21 protein-coding genes are annotated in these 20270 nt (G+C 62.9%); 7 read left to right on the top strand and 14 right to left on the bottom strand.

Annotation, left to right across the window (positions count from 1 at the left end; genetic code table 11):
* Window positions 1–23: 23 nt before the first annotated feature.
* The 6 genes from HJB84_RS21290 to HJB84_RS21265 are packed head-to-tail and all read right to left on the bottom strand — an operon-like array spanning window position 24 to window position 6778.
* Window positions 24–1334 (bottom strand): alanine racemase, encoded by a 1311-nt coding sequence (locus tag HJB84_RS21290; protein ID WP_221116803.1) that lies wholly within the window; start codon window positions 1332–1334, stop codon window positions 24–26.
* Window positions 1327–2283 (bottom strand): amidohydrolase, encoded by a 957-nt coding sequence (locus HJB84_RS21285; RefSeq protein WP_221116802.1) that lies wholly within the window; start codon window positions 2281–2283, stop codon window positions 1327–1329. Before HJB84_RS21285 ends, HJB84_RS21290 begins: the two co-directional genes overlap by 8 nt.
* A complete protein-coding gene (locus tag HJB84_RS21280; protein ID WP_207585014.1) occupies window positions 2280–3221 on the bottom strand; it encodes an ABC transporter permease in 942 nt (313 codons plus the stop codon). Before HJB84_RS21280 ends, HJB84_RS21285 begins: the two co-directional genes overlap by 4 nt.
* On the bottom strand, window positions 3218–4180 hold the full coding sequence (locus tag HJB84_RS21275) for an ABC transporter permease (protein ID WP_207585013.1): 963 nt from the start codon (window positions 4178–4180) through the stop codon (window positions 3218–3220). Before HJB84_RS21275 ends, HJB84_RS21280 begins: the two co-directional genes overlap by 4 nt.
* A complete protein-coding gene (locus tag HJB84_RS21270; protein ID WP_221116801.1) occupies window positions 4177–5691 on the bottom strand; it encodes a sugar ABC transporter ATP-binding protein in 1515 nt (504 codons plus the stop codon). The genes HJB84_RS21275 and HJB84_RS21270 overlap by 4 nt, the downstream gene beginning before the upstream one ends.
* A 22-nt stretch (window positions 5692–5713) precedes the next feature.
* Window positions 5714–6778 (bottom strand): ABC transporter substrate-binding protein, encoded by a 1065-nt coding sequence (locus tag HJB84_RS21265; protein WP_221116800.1) that lies wholly within the window; start codon window positions 6776–6778, stop codon window positions 5714–5716.
* Between the two features lie 219 nt (window positions 6779–6997).
* Between HJB84_RS21265 and HJB84_RS21260 the strand changes: the two genes are divergently transcribed.
* From HJB84_RS21260 to HJB84_RS21240, 5 genes are all read left to right on the top strand, one after another.
* Window positions 6998–7783: an IclR family transcriptional regulator gene (locus HJB84_RS21260; protein WP_221116799.1), complete on the top strand. Its 786-nt coding sequence runs from the start codon at window positions 6998–7000 to the stop codon at window positions 7781–7783.
* Between the two features lie 353 nt (window positions 7784–8136).
* Window positions 8137–9489: an LLM class flavin-dependent oxidoreductase gene (locus HJB84_RS21255; protein ID WP_207585009.1), complete on the top strand. Its 1353-nt coding sequence runs from the start codon at window positions 8137–8139 to the stop codon at window positions 9487–9489.
* Window positions 9490–9500: 11 nt separating this feature from the next.
* Entirely contained in the window at window positions 9501–10352 is an 852-nt protein-coding gene (locus tag HJB84_RS21250; protein ID WP_207585008.1) for an ABC transporter permease, read from the top strand.
* Between the two features lie 40 nt (window positions 10353–10392).
* On the top strand, window positions 10393–11376 hold the full coding sequence (locus HJB84_RS21245; protein WP_221116798.1) for an ABC transporter substrate-binding protein: 984 nt from the start codon (window positions 10393–10395) through the stop codon (window positions 11374–11376).
* 9 nt (window positions 11377–11385) lie between these two features.
* Window positions 11386–12156, top strand: coding sequence for an ABC transporter ATP-binding protein (locus HJB84_RS21240; RefSeq protein WP_207585006.1), 771 nt, complete (start codon window positions 11386–11388; stop codon window positions 12154–12156).
* 26 nt (window positions 12157–12182) lie between these two features.
* Here HJB84_RS21240 and HJB84_RS21235 read toward each other — a convergent pair whose 3' ends face one another.
* The 3 genes from HJB84_RS21235 to HJB84_RS21225 all read right to left on the bottom strand — a co-directional run bounded on the left by HJB84_RS21235 (window position 12183) and on the right by HJB84_RS21225 (window position 14795).
* Window positions 12183–12605: a type II toxin-antitoxin system VapC family toxin gene (locus HJB84_RS21235; RefSeq protein WP_221116797.1), complete on the bottom strand. Its 423-nt coding sequence runs from the start codon at window positions 12603–12605 to the stop codon at window positions 12183–12185.
* Window positions 12602–12868, bottom strand: a complete 267-nt coding sequence (locus HJB84_RS21230) for a type II toxin-antitoxin system Phd/YefM family antitoxin (RefSeq protein WP_207585004.1) — start codon at window positions 12866–12868, stop codon at window positions 12602–12604. The genes HJB84_RS21235 and HJB84_RS21230 overlap by 4 nt, the downstream gene beginning before the upstream one ends.
* Window positions 12869–12983: 115 nt before the next feature.
* On the bottom strand, window positions 12984–14795 hold the full coding sequence (locus HJB84_RS21225; RefSeq protein WP_221116796.1) for a chloride channel protein: 1812 nt from the start codon (window positions 14793–14795) through the stop codon (window positions 12984–12986).
* 199 nt (window positions 14796–14994) lie between these two features.
* Between HJB84_RS21225 and HJB84_RS21220 the strand changes: the two genes are divergently transcribed.
* Window positions 14995–15423, top strand: a complete 429-nt coding sequence (locus HJB84_RS21220; RefSeq protein WP_221116884.1) for a MarR family winged helix-turn-helix transcriptional regulator — start codon at window positions 14995–14997, stop codon at window positions 15421–15423.
* Between the two features lie 20 nt (window positions 15424–15443).
* Here the strand turns inward: HJB84_RS21220 and HJB84_RS21215 are convergent, their stop codons facing one another.
* The 5 genes from HJB84_RS21215 to HJB84_RS21195 form a co-directional block, all read right to left on the bottom strand.
* Complete coding sequence (locus HJB84_RS21215) at window positions 15444–16352, bottom strand: homocysteine S-methyltransferase family protein (RefSeq protein WP_207585002.1); 909 nt, start codon at window positions 16350–16352, stop codon at window positions 15444–15446.
* 120 nt (window positions 16353–16472) lie between these two features.
* Window positions 16473–17162 (bottom strand): ABC transporter permease, encoded by a 690-nt coding sequence (locus tag HJB84_RS21210; RefSeq protein WP_207585001.1) that lies wholly within the window; start codon window positions 17160–17162, stop codon window positions 16473–16475.
* A 12-nt stretch (window positions 17163–17174) separates the two neighbouring features.
* Window positions 17175–17900: an ABC transporter permease gene (locus HJB84_RS21205; RefSeq protein WP_207585000.1), complete on the bottom strand. Its 726-nt coding sequence runs from the start codon at window positions 17898–17900 to the stop codon at window positions 17175–17177.
* 12 nt (window positions 17901–17912) lie between these two features.
* Window positions 17913–18686 carry a transporter substrate-binding domain-containing protein gene (locus HJB84_RS21200; protein WP_207584999.1) on the bottom strand — a complete coding sequence of 258 codons (774 nt, stop codon included), beginning with the start codon at window positions 18684–18686 and terminating at the stop codon, window positions 17913–17915.
* Between the two features lie 47 nt (window positions 18687–18733).
* Window positions 18734–19513, bottom strand: a complete 780-nt coding sequence (locus tag HJB84_RS21195) for an ABC transporter ATP-binding protein (protein ID WP_221116795.1) — start codon at window positions 19511–19513, stop codon at window positions 18734–18736.
* A gap of 162 nt (window positions 19514–19675) precedes the next feature.
* On the opposite strand from HJB84_RS21195, the gene HJB84_RS21190 reads away from it, so the two are divergent.
* On the top strand, window positions 19676–20140 hold the full coding sequence (locus tag HJB84_RS21190; protein WP_164013069.1) for an Lrp/AsnC family transcriptional regulator: 465 nt from the start codon (window positions 19676–19678) through the stop codon (window positions 20138–20140).
* Window positions 20141–20270 lie beyond the last annotated feature (130 nt).

Raw genomic sequence — 20270 nt, 5'->3', positions numbered from 1 at the left:
TTTCTTGGCTTTGCAGGGAGAATTCAGCCGAAGCTGGTCAGATAGGCCGCCGTCACCGAATGATCCGGGTCGAGGCCATACAGGATTGCATGCCGGTCAAGGCAGGTGCAGGGATGCGAGATGCCGAACTCGATGACGTCGCCGACCGCGATATCACTGCCATCGGCGAGCGTGACGAAGGCATGTTGATCGTTGAGCCGGAGAACGTCGGCACTTCCCAAATCGGTAAGGCGGGCGCCATGGCGATAGAGCGCCAGCGGCCGCGGCAGGCCCTGGTCCATTGCCACGTCGCGCATGCCCATGCCGCAGATCGCAAGCTGCGGCTCCGGCCGCGACAGAACCTCGGCCCAGACGCGCAGCGCCGGACGGAAACCGGCCGCCGCCGAAACCGTCTCGCCGCCGATACGCAAACCGCCGCGCGCGTCGAGGCCGGCAAGGCCACGCTCGTAGATGCCGTGATCGTGGAAGAAGATCGCGCCGCTGCGCAGCACCAGCCGGCAGGCGGGATCGGCTGCGACGGCGGCTGAAAGCCGGGCCACCACGATGTCGAAAAACACCGAGCCGCCTGATGTGACGAGAAGCGGCCGCTCCTTGCCGATGCGGGCGCGTATCTTCGGCAGGAAATCGGCGGTCAGGGCCATCAGCGCGTCGATGCGGTGCATCGTCTCGTCGGCATTGGCGGTCGCGGCCGCACCCTCATAGGCGGCGATGCCGGTCAGCCGGAAGGCCGGCGTCTCAATGGCCAGGATCGCATCGAGGATTACCTCGGCAGCGGCGGCGCTGCGAAGACCGGCGCGGCCGGCGCCGAACTCCACCAATAGGCCGAGAGGCGGCAGATCTGCGCGCTCCTGCCAGGCGGAGCGGAGCGCCTCGACGAGCGTTATCGAATCCACGAAGATGTGGAACTCCGCATCCGGATAATGGCCGAGCAAGGCAGCGAGCCGGCGGGCAGCGGCGATCCCACCGATCTCGTTGGCGAGGATCAGCCGGCGTTGTCCCGCCTTGAGCAGGACGGCTGCCTGGCGGATGTCGGCAACGGTCGTGCCCCAGGCGCCTGCCGAAAGAAGCGCGTCTGCCAGCACCGTCGACATCGGGGTCTTGGCGTGCGGCGCGATGTCGGCGCCATGGCATTTCACATAGGCCATCATCAGTTCGACATTGCCGGCGAAGGCCCGGCGGTCGAGCGAGATCAGCGGCAGGGCCATCCTGCCGTCATAGGGCTTCCATCCCTGCGTTCCGATTGCAGCAGGCGAAAGCGGAGGGTTGCCCGGCGGAAAGCCGCGCACCCGGTCGTCGATCAGCCCGTTTTCCGTCGCGGCATGAAGGTCAGACATGGCGGCCTCTCCCGATCTCGGCCGGATCGGCCAAATCGAGGCGATAGGTGTCGTTGGCGGTGGCAAAGAACAGATCGCGCTGCTCGTCGAGAGAAAGTTGCGCGGCGACCGTGCGGAAGACCCAGTAGACCTCGTCGAATGAGGCGTGCAGGCCCGCGACCGGAAAGTCGCTGGCGAACATCGAACGTTCAGGGCCGAAACAATCGAGGCAATGCTCGATCACCGGCCGCAGGCTTTCGAGCGTCCAGTCATTGTCGTAGGCGACGAGGTCGGAGATCTTTAACCGCACGTTCGGCTCTTTGCCGAGCGCTCGCAGGCCGTGACGCCAGAGCGCCATGCCGTCCTCCGATCGGTCGGCGGGGCTGCCGCCGTGATTGAGCACGAACAGCGTGTCCGGAAAATCGCGCACCAGCTCGAGGGCCTGATCCATCTGCCAGGGGTAGAGCATCAGCTCTAAGACCAGCCCCAACTGTGAAGCGTGAGCAAGCCCCGCCCGCCAAGCGGGATCGGCCATGCGATCTGCGCGCAGAGCAAAACTCTTCGCCGGCTCCGAATGCCAACTCAGAATATCGCGGATGCCGACGACATAAGGGCTCGCCGCTTCCGCTTCGAGCAGGCGCGCGGCGTCTGGCCCGTCGAGGGGAACCCGTGCGATATAACGCTTCGCCACGCCGGAGCTGCGGTCGAGACCCTCCAGCCAGCGGCTCTCTTCCAACGGATGCGCATCGGACCAGCCAGCCTCCACATGCACGGTTGCAATGACGTTCTGACGCCCGGCATCGGCACGATAATCATCGATGCCGTAGTCGCGCAGGATCGGCGCGAGGCTCCCGAAAACCATCTCTTCGCCGGAAGCCCGCGCCTTCTGAAGCCAGGGGTGGCGCTGCAGGCTGAGGTCCCAGAGATGGTGGTGCGGATCGATCACCGGCCCGTCGTAGCGCGCCGTCATCTGCGTGCCTCACGGCCGGACACGAGCAGAAGGGCGAGGATCAGCGTGCCGAACATGATAGACCGCCAGCCGGGGGAGGCGTTGACGACGGTGATCAGCGCCGTCGTGGTGACGAGCAGGATCGCCCCCGGTATCGTGCCGGCATAGGTGCCGCGGCCGCCGAGGATGGAGGTGCCGCCGAGCACGACGGCGGCGATCGACGTCAGCAGATAGGGATCGCCGATGCCGACATAACCTTGCCGGTTCATGCCCAGCACGAGAATGCCGGCAAGCCCGGCGAAAAAGCCGGACAGAGTATGGACGATCAGCGTGTTGAGGGTGACGCTGACGCCGGAAAGCCGGGCGGCGAGCGGGTTCGCCCCGAGCGCCAGAAACCGTGCGCCGATCGGCATGCGATGAATGAGCAGCAGGACGACGACCGAGACGACGAGCCACAGCAGGATGCCCGAGGGGATGCCGAACGGCCGCGCCTGCCCGAGCAGAATGACCGCCGGATTGCTGACGGTGACGGCGCTGCCGCCGGCGACGATGACGAGCAGGCCCTGCAGGAAGGTCGCCATCGCGAGCGTCATGATGATCGGCGGCACACGAAGATAGGCGGCCCCCGCGCCGTTCATCAGGCCGATGCCGGTGGCGATGGCAAGGGCCGCCGCGATGCCGGCAAGGCCGGTTGGATCCCAGGCGGGCGAAATCAGCGGCAGCAGGATCGCCGTGACGGTGATGACAGCACCGACGGAAAGATCGATGCCGCCCATCAGGATGACGAGCGTCTGGCCGGCAGCGACGATGCCGATCACCGCGGCAAGCTCCAGCAGATAACGCAGATGGCCGTAGGCGCCGAAACCGCGAAGCGTGAAGCTTGCAACGATCCAGACGAGCGCGACCAGAAGAAAGGTCAGGAGCGGCGGATTGCGGAACGCAGACCGGATGATGTTCATCGTCTTGCCCTCCATACTCCAAGAAGTTCCGGAACGGCGACTGCGCCGACGATGATCAAGCCTTGCGCGACATATTGCGCGACGGGCGGAAAGCCCAGGAAGAACATCACGTTGATCATCACCGAGAGCAGCAGGCTGCCGCAGATCGCGCCGCGCATCGTGCCCTTGCCGCCGAGGAAACCCACGCCGCCGAGCACGGCGGCGGCGATCGAGTTCAGCGTGAAGGGCGTGCCGATGATGGGATCGCCCGAGCCGGTCTGCGCCGCAACGAAGAGACCGGTGAGAGCAGCAAGAAGGCCGGAGAGCGCGAAGGCTGCGACCTTCACCCGTTCGACCGGCACGCCGGAGCGGAATGCGCCGACCGGGTTGTCGCCGGCCGCATAGATGCCGAGGCCGAGCGGCGTTGCCAGAAAGGCTTTCCAGAGTATGAGGATGACGACGAGCAGCAGGAAGGCGACGGGCGTATGGCCGGCAAGCACCGTCGACAGCCAATCGGGAATGAATCCGCCCGGCCGCGGCAGCAGGATGAGCGCGACGCCGCCGATGATGAAGGAGCCGGCCAGCGTGACGATGATCGCCGGCAATCTCAGATGTGTCACGATGGCGCCGGTGACGGCGCCGATCAATAGGCCGGCGACGGCGACCGCGACAATGCCGCCGGGCACGCCGAGCGGCCCTTCCATCGTCGTCGCGGCGATCACCGCGCCGAGACTGACCAGCGGCCCGATCGCCAGCGTGATGCCGCCATTCAGCATCAGCAGCGCCTGCGCCATGGTGACCAGCGCGAGCGGAAACCAGTTCTGCGTGAACTTCGAAAAGCCGCCGATGGAAAGGATGCCGGGAAAGAGCAGCGCATAGAGGATGAGAAAGGCAGCGACGACCAGATAGAGGCCGGCGAGGCCGCGGTTGCGGCGGAGTTGGATCGCGCCGTAGAGACGGGATGCCGAAATTGTATTCATGCCGCCTCTCCCTGCGTCGTGGTCGTCACGCCCATGGCCGCGCCGACGATCGCTCCTTCGCTGATCCGATCTTTTGACAGCGTCGCCGCGACGCGCCCCTCGCGCAGGACCACGACACGGTCGCAGAGATGCACGAGTTCCGGCGTATCGGAACTGGCCAGAATGACGAGCCGCCCCTCGGCGGCGAAGGCGCGCAGCATCAGGTAGATCTCACGTTTGGTCTCGATGTCGACGCCGCGCGTCGGATCGTTGAGGAGCAGCACAGACGGATCGAGCGGCAGCCATTTGGCGAGCGCCACCTTCTGCTGGTTGCCGCCGGAAAGCGCCTGCACCGGCCGGGCCGCATCGCCCTTGATCGTCAGCCGGCGCGCGAGATCGGCGACCAGGCCGTTTTCCGCCTTCGCGTCGCGCAGCCCCTTGCGGGCAAGCCGCCCGAGCGAGGGCAGGATGAGATTGGAGGCGATCGAATGCGGCAGCACCAGTCCCTCGTGCTTGCGGTCCGCCGGGACGTAGACGATACCAGCCGCATTCGCCGCGCCGACATGGGCGGGCAGGCGGGGTTTGCCCGCTGCCTCCGCCCGGGTCGCCGAGGCTGGAATCGCGCCATAGAGGCCCAGCAGCAGGTCTTCTTGGCCCTGCCCGACGAGCCCGCCGATGCCGACGATCTCGCCGGCGCGGGCGGAAAAACCAATGTCACGCACGATGCCGGCCGAAAAACCTTCGACGCTGATGCGCATCACGCCGGGTACCGCGGCCGGGCGCGGCGGAAACAGGTCGCCGGTTTCGCGCCCAACCATCAGGCGCACCAGACCCTCGCCGTCGATGCCGGACAGCGACTGGTCGGCCGTGACGCCGCCGTCCTTCAGCACGGTGACATGTGAGCAGAGCGCCTGCACCTCATTGAGGCGGTGGGAAATATAGAGAAGTGCCGTGCCGCGACCCTTGAGCGTCCCGATCAGCCGGGCGAGGATGCCGGCTTCGTGCGCGGAGAGCGACGAGGTCGGTTCATCCAGAATAAGCACACGCGGCTTGCGGAACAGCGCCTTGGCGATCTCCACCATCTGACGGCGGCCGAGCGCGAGATCGGCAACCGGCACGTCGAGCGGTTCTGTCAGCCCGACCAGGTCGCAAACCTCTTGCACGCCGCGATGAAGCGCTCCGTAATCGATGAGACCGAACCGGCGCGAAAACGCGCCGATCCCGATGTTTTCGGCAATCGACAGGTTGGCCGTGAGGCTCAGCTCCTGTTGCACGACAGCGATGCCGGCCGCGCGCGCCGCCGCCGGGCTGAAACGCCCGACCGGCCTGCCGTCGACGAGGATGGACCCGCCGTCGGGCTGGAGGGAGCCGGACAGGAGATTGATCAGCGTCGACTTGCCGGCGCCGTTTTCACCGAGCAGGGCGTGAACCCTGCCCGGCAGAAGGGCGATGTCGACACCCTTCAAAACGGGATTGCCGAAAAATCCCTTGAACACCTGCCGGGCTTCCAGCAGGGGCGCTTCTTCCGTCATGACGGCGTCCCCCAACCGCGGATTACTTGGCAAGCAGCTTGTCGAACAGCGCCTTGTCGTAATCCGAGTAGATATAGCCGTCGGCCGGGAACTTGTCGGCCCGTGCGAGGTAGCTGCCGATCGTGCTGTCGTCGATGACAGGCAGCGGCACCTTGACGAAGGCCGGCACGTCCTTGCCTTGCAGCGCCTGCACCGCAGTGTAGACGGAAAGGGCGCCGAGCCAGTTGGGCTGCATCGTCGCCCAGCCTTTCAGGCTCTTCTCCTTCCAGAGTTCCAGGAACTGCCTTGCATTTTCACCTGTGGTCGGCACCTGGTCGCGGCCCTGGCGCTCGAAGGCGAGGACGGAGCCGGCCGACAGCGCGCCGCCGAGCGACAGCACGCCGTCGATTTCGGGATTGGCGAAGAGCAGGCTGGTCATCGCTTCCTGTGCCGGCGCGACGTTATATTCGGTGTTCGTCTCGGTGATCACCTTGAGACCTGGATTGGCATCGAGGACCGGCTGGGCGCCCTTGCGGCGGTCGTCGCTGACCGAGATGCCGGCCGGGCCGTTCATGATGATGATCTTGCCCTTGCCACCGAGCTGGCTGACCATCCACTTGGCAGCGGTCGCACCCCATTCGCTGGAATCGGTATTGATCTTCGCCGTCACCTTGTCGGTGTTGACCAAGCTGTCGAAATTGACCACGGCGATGCCCTTGTCGCAGGCATCCGATATGACGCGGTCGAGCGCGTTGGAGGAGCCGGCGATGACGACGATGGCGTCGACATTGGCGTCGATCATCGACTGGATATGCTGGATCTGCGTCTGGGCGTTGCCCTGCGCGTCAGTGATCATCAGGTCCTTGACGAGGCCGGCCTTCTTCAGCTCCTCCACTTCAGCGGTAATGGTGCCTTCGGTCTGCTTCATCCAGGTCGGCACGGAGTAGATGTTCGCCCAGCCGATCGTATAGGGCGCTTTTCTGTCGCCCTTGATGCAATTGGCAGCGGCCGAGGCAGTGCCGGTGGAAAAGACCAGGAGGGCTGCGGCAGCGCCCGCGAGGAGGCGGCGGCGCAGCGAAGCGGAAATGCTGTTTTCAAAATTCTTCATGTCGATCCCCTTTTTTGTGCGGCAACCTTGACGGTTTGCCATCTATGTCCAATATATCGTACATGTGATCTTTATACCGGACGAGGCGATCTTATGCCGATTTTTTTACCCCGCAAGAGGGGTGGGGAAATTTCATTCGCGATTGAATGACGGGATCAATTGACAGATACGGCAGGCGGCTTGAAAAGCTTGGCCGGACAAAAGAACAGGACGATAGCAATGGATGCAGTTCAGGACGAAGCAGCCGGCAAACGCGCCCGAGGGCTCGACCGCGCCTTCGAAATCCTCGATTTCCTGCGCCAGAAACGGCAGGCCTTGAAGCCGAACGAAATCGCCGCGCAGATCGGTGCGCCGCGTTCGTCCGTCTACGAACTCGTCAACCTGCTGCTCAGTAACGGCATTCTCGAATTCACCGGCGGCGAGGGGCGCGTCTATCTCGGCCGCAAGCTCTATTTCCTCGGCGCCGCCTATGAGAACCATTTCGACTTCACCCGCGAATGCGAGGCGACGCTGGAACGGCTTGCCGATGAAACGCGGGAAACGGCGCAGTTCTGCATGCTGGATGGAAACAGGTATACGGTCGTGCGCATGAGCGAGGGGGCGCGGCCGTTCCGCATTTCGACGGATGTGGGACAGTCGGTGCCGATTCCGTGGACGGCGTCGGGGCGCCTGCTCGTCGCGCATCTGTCGGATCAGGACATCCTGAACTTCATTCCGTCGCAGGATTTCCGTCTGCCGGGCGGTGAATGGCTCGAGCCCCAGACCTTCATCGCCGAGGTGCGCCAGGCCGAGCGTGAAGGCTTCTTCACCTTCAACAGCATCGTCGACAGCTTTACCCATTGTTTTGCCGTGCCGGTGCGGGGCGAGGAAGGCCATGCAGCTGCAACGCTCTGCCTCGTCACCCCACGCGACGACGGTATCGCGAACCGGGACCGCTACCTCGACTGCCTGAAGAAGGCCGCCGCCGGCCTGGAGCATGCCCCTTCCCGGCCAAAACGGGGCTGATGCCCAAGCATAGCCAGGCACCGCTATCCGGCGGCACGCACCGCTCATGCATGACCCGTGCCCGGCTGCATGTTCCCAAAATCATATCACGAAACAGGACGTCGCTCGTCGACCTGTCCGACATGGAAAACATCAAAGACGGCCGCAAGACGACACATCTCTTGTTGGCCGCCTCGATCGTCGATTTCCAGATTCAAGCCAATCCCGCAAAACTATTCACTCTTCCTCCGAAATTATGAAATGAAGTTTCTCTATAAAATTTATGGAGAACGTAGTGTAGAGTCCTGACAGCCAACCTATACCATGGCCCTGGAAAACACCGGGCTGTGGGCGGCAAACGGAGAGGACGCGAAATGACACGCAAAATCAGGCTTGGGGCATTTCTTCCCGGTGGCGGACAGCATGTTGCATCCTGGCGGCATCCTGACCAGCCGGCCGACGGTGCCACCAGTTTCGAGTTTCACAAGCAACTCGCCCTGACAGCCGAGCGCGGACTCTTCGATGCTTATTTCCTGGCCGACGGACTGGCTGTCGGTTTTGGCGGAGCGCGCGAAGGCGGCAATGCCCGCGTCGCCGGCTTCGAACCCGTCACATTGTTTTCCGCGCTTGCGCCTTTCACCACCCATCTCGGCTTTATCGCGACGTCTTCCACCACCTATGAGGAGCCCTATACGACTGCTCGCAAATTCGCCTCGCTGGATCTGATCTCCGAGGGCCGCGCCGGCTGGAATGTCGTGACCACGACGGGCGACCTCACGGCACAGAACTTCAACCGCGATACGCAGCTTCCACATGCCGATCGATATCGCCGTGCTGCCGAGCATGTCGACGTTGTCCGCAAACTCTGGGAAAGCTTCGAGGACGACGCGTTCATCCGCGACAAGGAGTCGGGCGTATTCTTCGATCCGGCGAAGCTGCACGACACCGACCACCGCGGCGAGCATTTCAGCGTGCGTGGCCCGCTCAACGTCTCGCGCTCGCCCCAGGGACATCCGGTCATCGTGCAAGCCGGGCAGTCCGACGACGGGCGCGGGCTTGCCGCGGCAACGGCCGAAGTCATCTTCACCGCCCATCAGCACATCGAAACAGCCCAGGAATTCTACCGCGATATCAAGGCACGCGCCCGCGGCCTCGGCCGCAACCCCGATCACATCCTCGTCATGCCCGGCGTCTCCGCTTTCGTCGGCAGGACCGAAGCGGAAGCACGCGAGAAGTACGACCGTCTGACCTCGCTGATTGTCGAAGAGGATGGAATCGGCCTCCTTAACGGCCTGACCGGCGGTACGCTCGACCTGCACGGTTATGATCTCGACGGGCCGCTGCCGCCGGCGCCGCCGACGGAAGGCATGAAGAGCCGCCAGGCCCTCATCCGCCAGATCGCAGACGAAAACAATTTTTCCATCCGCCAGCTCTATCAATGGATCGCGTCGGCCCGCGGTCACTACACCATCGTCGGAACGCCTGAAAAGATCGCCGATACGCTACAGCAATGGTTCGAGAACGAAGCGGCCGACGGCTTCAACATTCTGCCGCCCTGGCTGCCGACGGCCCTCGACGATTTCGTCGATCTGGTCATCCCGGAGTTGCAGCGCCGCGGACTGTTTCGCACGGCCTATGAGGGCAAGACGCTCCGGGAAAACCTCGGCCTGCCTTTCCCCGCCAATCGATGGGCTGCCGGACACGCAGCTCTCCAGGCAGCAGAATGAGGGAACGGACCATGGCCTATGAAATCAACCAGACTCTCCCGAGAAGCTTCGGCCGCCTGAAAAGCAGCGAAAGCACCATTTCCACTCTCGGCTCCCATGGGCGCGGGTTGCTCGCATCGTTTTTGCCGCGTTATGGCCTGCTCCTCGCCTTCCTCGCGCTCTGGCAGGTGTCGAGCACCAGGGGCTGGATCAATCCGGCCATCTTCCCGCCCCTGAACGTGATCCTGTCTGCTCTTTGGACCAATCTTGCCAACGGCGCGCTGCTGGACGACATCGCCATCAGCCTGCAGCGAGCCGGAACCGCCTTCGCCTTTGCCGTCGTGATCGGCATTCCGCTCGGCCTGTTCATGGGCCAGGTTCGTGCGGTCGAGCAGGCGCTCGATCCGATCCTGCAGCTCTTCCGCCAGACCTCGGCGCTGGCGCTCTATCCGATCTTCATCCTGCTGCTCGGCCTCGGCGAAACCTCCAAGATCTTCGTGATCTTCTGGGCCACCCTGTTTCCGGTGCTGCTCGCCACGATCGGCGGCGTCAAGGAGGTGGACCAGAAGCTTATTGAGATGGCGCGGACTTATGGCGCCGGACCGCTGACCATCTTCCGCCGCGTCATTCTGCCGGCGTCCGTCCCTGCGATCTTCGTCGGCCTGCGTCTCTCGGCGACGACTGCGCTTCTCCTGTTGATTGCCGCCGAGATGATCGGCGCCAACAAGGGTATCGGCTTCCAGGTGATGAACGCCCAGTACAATTTCCAGATCCCGCTGATGTTTGCGGCGATCCTTCTGCTCGCCTTTCTCGGGCTTGCCGCCAATGCCTTGCTCGTTCTCCTGCAGCGCCGTCTCTGCCGCTGGTCTCAGCCGAGCCGCTAACCTGCTTCCCCCGATTTTCCTCTTCCGAAAGGGATACGTCATGACATTCCATCCCCGCAACCTTCTCCTCCCGGCCGTCATCGCGCTCGGCCTTGCTACGCCGGCCGCAGCTGCCGACACGATCAAGCTGCGCTACCTCGCCAGCCAAGGCGGTCTTGCCGCCCATGAGCTCGCCGACGAGCTCGGCTATTTCAAGGGCACCGGCATCACGTTCGAAAATGTCGGTTATGCTCAAGGCGGGCCGGCCTCTCTGATCGCCCTCGCATCCGATGATGTCGAGATCGGCAGTGCGGCCACCTCCGCCGTGCTGAATTCGATCATCGGCGGCAATGACTTCGTCGCCGCCTATCCGTCGAACGGCATCGATGACGAGGTGCAGTCGACCTTCTATGTGCTGGAAGACAGCCCGATCAAGAGTATCAAGGACATTGCCGGCAAGAGCATAGCAGTCAATACGCTTGGCGCGCACCTCGATTATACCATCCGCGAGGCCTTGCATTCCGTCGGCCTGCCGAGCGACTCCGCCAATCAGATCGTCGTTCCCGGGCCGCAACTCGAACAGGTGCTGCGCTCCAAGCAGGTCGATATTGCCGCCTTCGGTTATTGGCAGACGACCTTCGAGGGTGCGGCGCTCAAAAATGGCGGCCTGCGCGCGGTTTTTGACGATACCGACGTGCTCGGCGACATTGCCGGGGGGTTTGTGGTCCTGCGCCGCGATTTCATTCAGCAACATCCCGAGGCCGCAAAGATTTTCGTCGAGCAGTCGGCCCGCGCGCTCGACTATGCCCGCGAACATCCTGAAGAAACCAAGAAGATCCTGGCCAAGGCGCTCAGCGAGCGTGGCGAGAACGCTGATATCGCGCAATATTTCCGCGGCTATGGCGTGCGCGCCGGCGGTCTGCCGGTCGAGCGCGACATCCAGTTCTGGATCGACGTCCTGGTTCGCGAAGGCAAGCTGAAGCAAGGCCAGTTGGCGGCCAAGGACATCCTCTTCACGGCCGATGCCAAGCCGGCAAGCAACTGAGGAACCGAGATGAGCATTGCTGAGGACATTCGCCGCGGCGAGGTGACGATCCGTCGCCTCTCCAAATCCTACAAGTTGAACGGCACGCCGCTGCAGGTTCTCAAGGATATCAATCTCCACATCCGCTCCGGCGAAAGCCTCGCCATCGTCGGTGCCAGCGGCTCGGGCAAAACGACCCTGCTCAGGGTTCTTGCAGGTCTCGAGGATGCCGACACCGGAGAGGTCCTCGTCGACGGCAAGGTGGTGCGGGGCGTCGGCGCAGAGCGCGCCGTCATCTTCCAAGAACCGCGCCTTCTGCCCTGGCTTGATGTGCTCGACAATGTCGCCTTCGGGCTGGAAACAAGTGGTCTCACCCGTCAGCGGGCGAGGGCGCGGGCGCGCCACTATGTCAAGCTTGTCGGCCTGCAGCAATTCGAGGCCGCCTATCCCCGGCAGCTCTCCGGAGGCATGGCGCAGCGCGTCGGGATCGCCCGGGCGCTGGCTGTTCAGCCCGAGATCCTGCTGCTCGACGAACCGCTCGGCGCGCTCGACGCGATGACCAAGATCGGCATGCAGCAGGAACTCGCCCGGATCTGGCGCGATGAGGATGTGACGACCATTCTCGTCACGCACGATCTCGAGGAGGCGATTTATCTCGCCGACCGGATCCTCATCCTGCCACGGGAGAAGGGCGGCGAACCGCGCCTGATCGACATCGATCTGCCGCGACCGCGCGACCGCAGCGCACCGGAATTCGTTCGCCACCGCGAGGAGTTGCTGAACCTGTTCGGATTGCATTGACGGCTGCGCTGTAGCCTTCGCCAGGACTAAAGGATCCAGGGATTGATCAGTTCGATCCCCAAGCCGTCGAAATCCTTCGTGTTGCGCGTCGCGAGCGTGAGATCGTGAGCAACCGCGGTGGCAGCGATCAGGCCATCCATCGACGGCAGGCCACGGCCGCTCCGCTTTGCATGGCCCATGAGGTCCCCCCAGGCCAGGGCAACCGATTCATCCACCGGGATGATGCGGTGCTCGAAGCGCTGCGTCAGGTCCCGGGCAAGCCATTCAGCCAGCGCGTCGCGTTTTCGTCCCTCGTCCATCAGGGCAACACCACGTCGGATCTCTGCGACCGAGACGATGCTGATGAAGGAGCGATCCTCGTCGAGCCTGTCCAACCATTGCAAGACGTGCGCATCAGGCTTCGGCTTCGTCACCTCGGACAGGACGTTGGTGTCCAGCAAAAGTCTCACAGCGCCGGATCACGCGGTTCGTCGCGTTGACGCTCAAGGTCCAGATTGGCGCCGCGCAGCGGCGACTCCATCAGAAATTCGGCAAGCGTCCCTTGGCGAGCGGTCTTGCGCTGCCATTCCTCGGCAGAGACGACGACAACGCTCGGCTTGCCGTTCCTTGTGATTGTCTGTGGCGCGGATTGCGCGCGTTCGATGACTTCGGAAAGCTTCGCCTTTGCACTGGCAACGGTCCAGCTTTCATTGTCTTGCCGTGATGGCTGCATTGCTCAGCTCCTGACCAGAATGACTATAGTGACTATATAACTGGACTGGGGTGAGTTTGCAAGCGGCGGGATCGAGCGGTTCAATTGGCGGGGCCGAAGAAACCTGAGGCGGCTATCACGATTTGCTCCTCGCCCCGGCAGTCAGATACGGCCGCCGATCCAGTTCCTGCGACCTCAAGGAACTGCGTAGCCGCAGCAGATCCTTGCGGGCGATCAGGCCGCACAGCTTGCCGGAAGCGGGATCGACGATCGGAATACGCCCATCGCCCGTCGACAGCATGAGGTCGGCGATAAAGGCAACGGTATCATCAGGATGCCCGACGGGAACGGAATCGTCGGTGACGTTTTCGGCAAGCGTCTGGAGGGTCAGGTCCGGCGTCCCCTGCCAGCGCAGGGCATCGGCCCGCGAGACGATGCCCGCCAATCTGCCTGCCGCGTCGATCACCGGGTAGATCCGATGGGTTTTCTCCTGAGAGGCGAAGAAATCGCAGGCCTCCCCCACCGTCATGGTGACGGGAAGCGTGTCGACATTGCTGATCATGATCTCCCGTGCACGGGAGAGCTCGAACGGATCGACGCCATATTCGCGGGTGATGTGCTGCCCGCGGCGCGCAATCTTCTCGGTAAGGATCGAGCGGCGCAGCAGAAGAACCGTGACGGCATAGGCCACCACCGTTGCGGCGAGCAGCGGAACGAGCGTGCTCACATCGCCGGTGATCTCCATCGCAAAAAAGGTCCCCGTCAGCGGCGCGCGCATGGTTCCGCCCATCATCGCCGCCATTCCGAGCAGCGCCCAGAAGCCGGGATCGTTGCCCGGCATGACAAGGCCGACCAGCCATCCGAGAGCACCGCCGAAGATGAGAAGCGGAGCAAGCACGCCGCCCGAGGTGCCGGACGACAGCGCAAACAGCCAGATGATCGTCTTCACCAGCAGGATCGACATCACCGCCGGTGCGAGCAGCCGGTTGTTGAGCAGGCCATCGATGATGTCGTAGCCGACGCCCATGGCACGCGGTTCGATCAGACCGCCGAGGCCGATGACAAGACCGCCAAGCATCGGCCACCACATCCAGCGGATCGGCAGTGCCTCGAAGAGGTCCTCGATCCGGTAGAGCAGCGTCGTCAGCAACCCCGATTGCAGCCCCGATATGATGCCCATCGCCGCACAGGCGAAGATCCCCCACCAGGGCAAATCTACTTGGAAATGGGTCGGAAACAGCGGGCCGGTGCCGAACAGCAGCGGGCGCCAGCAGATCGACACGCAGGCGGCAACGGCGACAGGAATGAAGCTGCGCGGCTTCCATTCGAACAACAGCAGTTCGACCGCCAGCATGACCGCGGCAATCGGTGAGCCGAAGATCGCCGTCATGCCTGCGGCTGCACCGGCGACGAGCAGCGTCTTCCGCTCGGCAGCGCTCATGTGAAAGAATTGCGCGAAGAGCGATCCGATCGCCCCGCCGGTCATGATGATCGGCCCCTCGGCGCCGAACGGACCACCCGTTCCGATCGAGATTGCCGAGGACAGCGGCTTCAGGACCGCGACCTTCGGCGACATCCGGCTGCCGCCGATCAGGATCGCCTCTATGGCCTCGGGAATGCCGTGGCCGCGGATCTTCTCCGATCCGAAGCGGGCCATCAGGCCGATGACCAGCCCGCCGAGCGGCGGCACCAGCACCACCCACAGCGAGCGCGGCACGGCAGCCAGCGAAGCAGGCTGAATGCCGATCTGCCCGAACCAGATGACATTCGTCACCAGCGCGATCAGGCTGACGAGACACCAGGCCGCAAACGCGCCGCCGGTGCCGACGATGATGGACATTCCGATCAGCAGGAGGACCCGCCTGTCGGTGGTGAAATCGCCGGCCTCGCGCCGGGAAAGGCCGCCCGTGAAATCGTGCGGCCGGTTGCTTGGTTGATGCTGCGCCATGGAAGCCTCTGCTACGCCGGAAATGGATACACTTGAGCGACGTCAATATATCGTGATACGATATAAATCAATGGGTGAAGGCATGAAGGTGAAAATGTCTGTAGAGATGCCTCACTTGACCGGCTGTCGGATGCCCATCTATTCGAGATGGCGGGATGGCTCGCGACCTTGGCAGCCGTTGCGGCAGAGGAGAATGCGTTTGAAGAAAACCGTGCCGGCGCTGAGACACGAGGATTATGAGGCGCTCGCCGATCTCAGATTCGCACTTCGGCAATTCATGGACTTCAGCGCCTCTGCCGCCCAGCTGGAAGGGCTGCCTGTACAGCAGCATCAGGCGCTGCTGGCGATCAAGGGGCACCGCGGCGATGCCATGACCATCGGCATGCTGGCCGAGCGGCTGATCATCGCGCCGCATACGGCGACCGAGCTTGTCGGGCGGCTGTCGGACGCGGGCCTGGTCGAACGCCATGCCGATCCGACCGACAGGCGCCGTCAGACGATACTTCTGACGGAGAAGGCCGACGCGCTTCTGGTGAGACTGAGCGCCGCCCACCTCTCGGAAATAAGGGAGATGGCGCCGAAGCTGATCGAGCTTCTCCTCGAGCTGCAGAAGACCGCCCAAGCCTGATGAGCCGACCGGCGTCGAGCCTATCTTAAAAGCGTCTTGCTGAGGCGATGGATATGGGCGGCGCCGATGCCGCAGCAGCCGCCGATGATCGTCGCACCGGCTTCGGCCCAGGAGCACGCAAAGCGCGAATAGGCGTCGTCGTTCAGATCGTCACGGGTCTCATGCAGCCCTTCATTGGCGGCTGATGTGCCTTGTTCGCCTTCGAAGGCATTGGCATAAACGCCGATTTCGATCTGAGCGTCCGTCTTCCGGAATACGCGCGCTACCGTCTCTACCGCCGCCTGCATGACTTCAGGCTTGCTGCAATTGAAGAGCAAGGCCTTCGCACCCGATGAAACTGCCCAGGATGCCGCGTCCTCGACGCTTTCGCCGGAGCGAAGCTTCGGCCCGCCGCTTTCGATGTCTGCCTCGTCATCCGCCAAGGTGAAGGAAATCCAGAACGGCTTGCCTGATGCCGCCACCGCCTGGCGCACGGCCTCTCCCTCGGCGATCAGGCTCAACGTCTCGCCGAGCCAGACATCGACGAAGGGAGCGAGGTTTTCGACCAGCACCTTGAGATAGTCTTGCACCCGTGAAGGCTGAAAATTTTGCGGCTCGTAGGAGCCGAAGATCGGCGGCAGCGAACCGGCGACCAGCACCTTGCGATCGGTGGCGGCATCGGCCGCCTCGCGCGCCAAACGACCGGCGAGACGGGTCAGCGCCGCCCCCTCCTTCTGGAACCGGTCCTCACCGATATGGAAAGGCACCAGCGCATAGCTGTTCGTGGTGATGACCTGCGAACCGGCCGCGATGAATTCCTTGTGGACCTCACGGACGATGTCCGGCGCGTTGATCAGCGCCAGTGCCGACCATTCCGGTTGTTTCAGTTCGGCGCCCAGCCGCAGCAACTCGCGGCTCATGCCGCCATCGAGAATTCGTGTCGTGCTCATGAAGAGGTTTCCATTCAGGCTGTCGCGCCGTCACCGACGGCGGGCTTTTCATAACAAAGTGGGCGGATTGCAAGTGATTGGTGCGCGAGGGAGTTCATGGCCGGTTCCTTTTTCGTCGGCCTAACGACGAACGGGTACCTGCGCTTCGAGACCTCGAAAGACGCGGGCAATTACTGCGGTCAAAGCGAGATAGAAGACGGTGACGACAAGCAGCGGCTCATAGACCAGCAGCGTGTCCTGGCGAACCTTGTTGGCCACGGCGTAGAGATCCATCACCGTCACCGTGAAGGCAAGCGGCGTCGCCTTCAGCTGCATGACGATCTCTCCGGCAATCGTCGGCAAGGCGATGCGGATGGCGCGCGGCAGCCAGATGCGGCGGACGAGCTTCCATGGCGACAGGCCGAAGGCCCGGCCGGCTTCCAGCTCGCCTTTGGGAACGGCGAGCAGCGCACCGCGCAACACCTCCGCCTCATAGGCCGCATAGTTCAGCGTGAAACTGACGGCCGCAAAGAAGAAGCCCTCGCGCAGGATCGGCCAGAACAGGCTCTGGCGGATGCCGGGAACCATGGGCAGCAGCGAGCCGACCCCATAATAGAGAAGCCATAGCTGGATCAGCAGCGGCGTGCCGCGGAAGAAGGTGCAATAGCCGCGGGCGAGCAGCCGCGTCAGCCTGCCGCCGCTGACCTGCGCGAAAGCGAGACCGATGGCGATGGCAAAGCCGAACACCACGGAGATCACCAGCAGCGCAACGGTCTGCCAGGCGCCGGTCAGAAGCAGCGGCCAATAGGAAGAGATCCAGCTGAAATTCATGCGACGCTTTCTTCAGGCAAGGCGCGGCTGTCCCCGCCGCACCCGCGCCTCGATCAGTTTGAAGGCGACGTTGGAAACGAGCGTGATGGCGAGGTAGAGGAGGGCCGAAGCCAGGAAAAACACGAAGTAATGTTTGGTGCTTGCCCCGGCGAGGCGGGTGGCAAGCGCCAGTTCCTGGTAGCCGACGACCGCCACCAGCGCGCTGTCCTTGGTGACCGACATCCACAGATTGGCAAGCCCCGGCAGCGCGTTCGGCAATAGCGCCGGCAGCAGGACGCGGCGGAAGCGCAGCATCGGTCCCATGCCGAAGGCCTTGGCGGCCTCGATCTGGCCGGCGGGAATAGCAAGGATCGCGCCGCGCAGCACCTCCGTCATATAGGCGCCCTGCACGAAGCCGAGCACGGCGACGGCCGCGACGAAGCCGTTCACGTTGATTGGCGGCAGGTCCAATGCCGCCAGCAGCCGATTGAGACCGTCGGTGCCGGCATAATAGAGCCCAACGATCAGGATCAGCTCGGGAACCGCGCGGATCACCGTCGTATAGAGATCGAGCAGCAGGCGGAGGGCGCGATTGCTGGACAGCTTTCCAAGCGCGCCGCCCGTGCCGAGCAACAGGCCGATTGCGAAGGCGCAGGCCGAGATGGCGACCGTGGAGACTGCACCTGTCAAAAGAACGCCGCCCCATCCCGGAGGATAGGGAGACAGCAGGTCCAGAATGCCTTGTTGCGCGGTCGCCATCAACGAGACCGCTTACTTCGCGCCGTAGATATCGAAATCGAAGTATTTCTTGTTGATGGCGTCATACTGACCGTTGGCGCGAACGGCAGCGATCGCCGCATTCAGCTTGGCTTTCAGCGCCGTGTCTTCCTTGCGCAACCCGCCCGAAACGCCGGCTCCGAGAATCTCCTTGTCGTCGGCGACATCACCCATCTTGGCGCAGCAATCTTTGCCGCCGTCGCTTTTCAGGAAAGCGTCGAGCGCCAGTGAATCACCGAAGACGTAGTCGATGCGGCCGGAGGCGAGATCCTGGAAAGCCTCGTCGAGCGTCTGGTAGGTCTTTTCCTCGGCAGCGCCTGCAAAATACTTCTTGTAATATTCCGACTGGATCGTCGACACCTGGATGCCAATCGTCTTGCCCTTCACGTCCTCGGCAGTGGCGCCCGGCTTCTGGTCCTTGGGGCCGATCAGTGTGCTCGGCGTATTGTAATATTTGTCGGTGAAATCGATCACCTTCGAGCGTTCGGCGGTGTTCGACATCGACGACCAGATCACATCGAACTTCTTGCTCTGGAGAGCTGGAATGAGACCATCCCAGGAAATCTCGACGATTGAGCATTTCTCCTTCATCTCGTCGCAGACGGCGTTCATCAGATCGATTTCCCATCCGTGCCACTCACCAGAGGCATCCTTGGCGAAGAAGGGCGGATAGGATTCGTTCATGACGCCGAAGCGGACTTCGGCCTGTGCCGTGACGGCGGAAAGCGCAAGTGCAACGCCGGCGAAAAGCGTGGGGAGCAGTTTCATTCGCGGGATTCTCCTGGTTCGTGTGGTGTCGATGATGGCTGGTGTGATCAATGGTCGCTGAGACGGGTGAACTCCCGACAGCGGGCACTGACCGGCGCCCCGAAAACTTGTTCCGGCGGACCTTCTTCCTCGATCCGTCCCTGATGCAGGTAGAGAACTCGGCTCGAAACATCCCGGGCAAAGCGCATTTCATGCGTGACGATCAGCATGGTCCGGCCTTCTTCCGCAAGATCGCGGATGACTTTGAGAACCTCGCCGACCAGCTCCGGATCGAGCGCCGATGTCGGCTCGTCGAACAGCATGACGGCGGGATCGACGCAGAGCGCCCTCGCAATCGCCGCGCGCTGCTGCTGGCCGCCGGACAGGAAGGCGGGATAGGCGTCGCGCTTGTCAAAGAGCCCGACCTTGTGGAGCAGGGCTTCGGCCTTTTCGATCGCCTCGCGCTTTGAAATGCCCATGACGTGCACTGGCGCCTCGATGACGTTTTCCAGCACGGTGCGATGGGCCCAGAGATTGAAACTCTGAAAGACCATGCCGAGCCCTGTCCGCAGCCGTTCGATCTGCCGCCAGCTCTGCGGCTGCAGCCGGCCGCCGCGACCGATTTTCAGCGCGACTTCCTCGCCGTTCACCGCAATGCGGCCGCGATCCGGCGTTTCCAGGAAATTGATGCATCGGAGGAAGGTGCTCTTGCCGGAGCCGGACGAGCCGATGATCGAAATCACATCAGACTTGTGGGCCTCCGTCGAGATACCCTTGAGGACCTGTTGCGAGCCGAAGCTTTTATGGAGATCTTCGACGCGAAGAGCAGGAAAGGGTTGATCCGACATGCAGTGGTCCGGCTGAACTGAATTTGCGAAGGATAATGATAAAATAACGCGGTTTTTTCGCGCAATTATCACCTCTTTTGCATATTATGTGCAAAATAATCTTCCTCGCGCATCGAATGCGGCAGAATGTATGAAGTGCCGCAACTGGAATTGGACTGAATGATGGAACAGCTGGATCGTTTTGACCGTGACATTCTCGACATCGTTCAGCGTGACTGCCAGCTGAAGGCCGAAACGATTGCCGAACGGATCGGGTTGTCGGTCTCGGCCGTGCAGCGACGGTTGAAGCGGTTGCGCGAGGAAGGGATCATCAAGGCGGAGGTCGCCGTCGTCGACCGGAAGGCGACGGGAACATCGATGGTGTTCATCGTCGGGATGGAGATCGAGCGGGACAATTACGACGCACTGGCGAAGTTCCGCCTTTGGGCGGAGAAGCAGGATCATATCCAACAGGTCTATTACGTCACCGGCGCGGTCGATCTGATCGCCATCATTACCGCCCGCGACGTCGAGCACTATGACGACATCGCGGCTCTGATCATGGCGGAAAACGCGCAGATCCGCCGCATGCACACCAATGTCGTGCTGCGCGACGTCAAACTCGGCCTGTTCGTGCCCCTAGAATAGCGCCTAGCAGGCTGCTGAAAAACCCACTGGCTTTTGGGCTGGACACATGATTCCATCTTGCAAGTGATTTCGAGGGAATTTGGATGCGCGGCGGGGATGATCGGACGGGGTCGCTGTTTTCGTATGTCGA

This window comes from Rhizobium sp. NZLR1b, from assembly GCF_019685155.1.
Taxonomy (GTDB): domain Bacteria; phylum Pseudomonadota; class Alphaproteobacteria; order Rhizobiales; family Rhizobiaceae; genus Rhizobium.
This window is presented reverse-complemented; position numbering and strand designations above follow the sequence as displayed.